This is a genomic window from Tunicatimonas sp., from assembly GCF_049647865.1.
Taxonomy (GTDB): Bacteria; Bacteroidota; Bacteroidia; order Cytophagales; family Cyclobacteriaceae; genus Tunicatimonas.
Map to the genome: position 1 here is coordinate 1 of NZ_JBARYM010000455.1, position 2,330 is coordinate 2,330.

A 2,330-nucleotide genomic window follows, 5' to 3' on the forward strand; every position below is an offset into this window, starting at 1 on the left:
ACCCGCATGGGTAAGAAAGTAGGCGAAGCCGTAGGGGCTCGCTTAGGACGCTCGCTACTAGAGCTAGGGGGCAACAATGCGATCATTATTACCGAGCACGCGGATATGGAAATGGTCATTCGAGCCACGGTTTTTGGGGCGGTAGGCACCTGTGGGCAACGCTGCACCTCCACCCGTCGGCTACTCATCCATGAGAGTCGCTACGACGAAGTGAAGGAACGCCTGCTCAAGATTTACCCCACGCTGTCGATTGGTAACCCACTGGATGAAAACAATTTAGTGGGACCACTGATCGATCAGGATGCGGTAAACAATTTTAAGAATGCGTTGCAGAAGGCACAAGAAGAAGGAGGAACATTGCTGACTGGCGGGGAAGTATTGGAAGGAGAAAAATACAATGGCGGTAACTACGTAACCCCCGCTTTGGTAGAAGCTGAGAACCACTATGAAATTGTGCAGGAAGAAACCTTTGCCCCCATCCTGTATCTCATCAAATACACTGGAGATGTACACGCTGCAATAGAGATTCACAACGCAGTTAGTCAGGGACTGTCATCCGCCATATTTACGTCTAACCTATTAGAAGCCGAAGCCTTTTTATCTCAGCGGGGTTCTGACTGTGGTATTGCCAATGTAAACATCGGTACCTCCGGAGCCGAGATTGGTGGAGCGTTTGGTGGGGAGAAAGACACCGGCGGGGGCCGCGAGTCCGGCTCAGATGCCTGGAAAGTGTATATGCGCCGCCAGACAAATACGATCAACTACAGCACCGAACTGCCGTTGGCCCAGGGCATTACGTTTGATATTTGATGCAAAGATAGTCTGAAGATATACAGTCTGGATCATCCAATTCCAGACTGTATTTTAAGTTAACTACTTTTTGATGGGTAGTGAGTAACCGATGCTGACGTTAAAGATGAAGGGCGTATTGTTAATGCCCGCTTGCATGGCTTCGTGGGTTTCGGTTTGTCCGGTTAACCGGTTATCGTAAGTAAACTCATTACCGGCTAACGAAGAGCTGACTCGGGGCCAGTACCGAATACTGGGCACCACCATGAGTCCGTTTATAGCTCCGGATTTATTGGCAAACGGCCGCCAGTTGGCGTAGGCTCCGATGCCTAAAGAAAACGTATTGTAAGAGACAATCTCCTCATTTACTTCTAATGGCATGTCGCTATCGTAGCTAATCTCAAAACGGTGCCACTTCGGCTCTAACCGAAGATTGAACCAACTGTTAAAGCGGTAGCCTAATCCAAATCCGGTGGTGTAGGGCATATGGACTTTTAATTGCTGCTCGGCTAGCTCACCCGACACGGTGTTTCCCGAAAAATCTAAGGAAACCCCGTGGGAATAGTCAAACACGAACCGCTTATAAAAGATATTGCCTTCAATATTGAATCCGTCAGCGAACACCGGTTGATTCAATCCCAACAAAAGGTTGATGCGCGTGTCTAGTGAAGAATTACCATCTTGAGCCCAGGTAGGCTGCGCGAAAAAAATAAAGAGGTAAGCAGTGATTATTAGTACTTTGTTCATCGTTCTATTAAATTCAGTTGAATAATAAAACAAAGAGACACAAAGTACACCCCGAATCCATTCACATTTGTTAACTTCGACCGAAGCTACAAACTTTTTCGGATGCGACTGAGGGACTGCGGCTTGATTCCCAAATAGGCAGCCAGGTGGTACTGAGGAATGCGCTGAACAAGTTCTGGTTTCTGCTGAACGAGTTGGTTGTAGCGCTGCTGGGCCGAAAGCATTGCCAGACTATTAGCGTGCTGCGACGTACTGATAAAGGCTTGTTCTACGTGGTAATTTTGTAACGCCATAAAGCGGGGGTACACCTGATAAAGTGATTGTAAGCGGTCGCGACTAAAAGCATACACCAATGAATCTTCCAACGCCACAATATTCATATCGGCGGGCTGCCCGCTAGAGAAACTTTTTAAGTAGGCTACCCACTCGCCTTCCATCGCAAAATCACAGGGAATAGTATCACCATCGTGGTTGGTGTAGTGCATCAGTAGCCCCTGCTGTATGAAAGCAATTTCTCGGCTCACTTGCCCCTCCTGCAAAAACAGCTCGCCTTTAGAAAACTGCTGGGGATGAGCCGCCGCTACGAATGCTTCTACCTCTTCTTTACTAAAGCGATCAAACTGTTGAATACTGGTGATGAGATCGTTCATACCAGACAATTTACGTAATCTAGGTAGGGTGAGAAAGAAAAATTACGATATACCGAAGAAACAAAAAAGCCCAGTAGAACCGGGCTTTTTTGATATTGTAAGTTAAACCACAAAAAGGAATAGAATGATCGAGTTCAAATTACA

Annotated in this window: 3 protein-coding genes; 1 reads left to right on the forward strand and 2 read right to left on the reverse strand. The window is 47.0% G+C overall.

Annotated features, from left to right (window positions below):
- The coding region (locus WBA23_RS13605) for an aldehyde dehydrogenase family protein (RefSeq protein ID WP_424582823.1) at positions 1–810 on the forward strand (810 nt) is incomplete at its 5' end.
- Positions 811–873: 63 nt separating this feature from the next.
- Here WBA23_RS13605 and WBA23_RS13610 read toward each other — a convergent pair.
- The gene (locus tag WBA23_RS13610; RefSeq protein ID WP_424582824.1) at positions 874–1,536 is read right to left on the reverse strand and encodes a hypothetical protein; all 663 of its coding nucleotides are present in this window, start codon (positions 1,534–1,536) and stop codon (positions 874–876) included.
- 86 nt (positions 1,537–1,622) lie between these two features.
- A complete protein-coding gene (locus tag WBA23_RS13615) occupies positions 1,623–2,186 on the reverse strand; it encodes a Crp/Fnr family transcriptional regulator (RefSeq protein WP_424582825.1) in 564 nt (187 codons plus the stop codon).
- Positions 2,187–2,330 lie beyond the last annotated feature (144 nt).

Bases quoted from the DNA above. Each gene is read 5' to 3' on its own strand.
- WBA23_RS13610 (WP_424582824.1), bottom strand. From the start codon at position 1,536: ATGAACAAAGTACTAATAATCACTGCTTACCTCTTTATTTTTTTCGCG.
- WBA23_RS13615 (WP_424582825.1), bottom strand. From the start codon at position 2,186: ATGAACGATCTCATCACCAGTATTCAACAGTTTGATCGCTTTAGTAAA.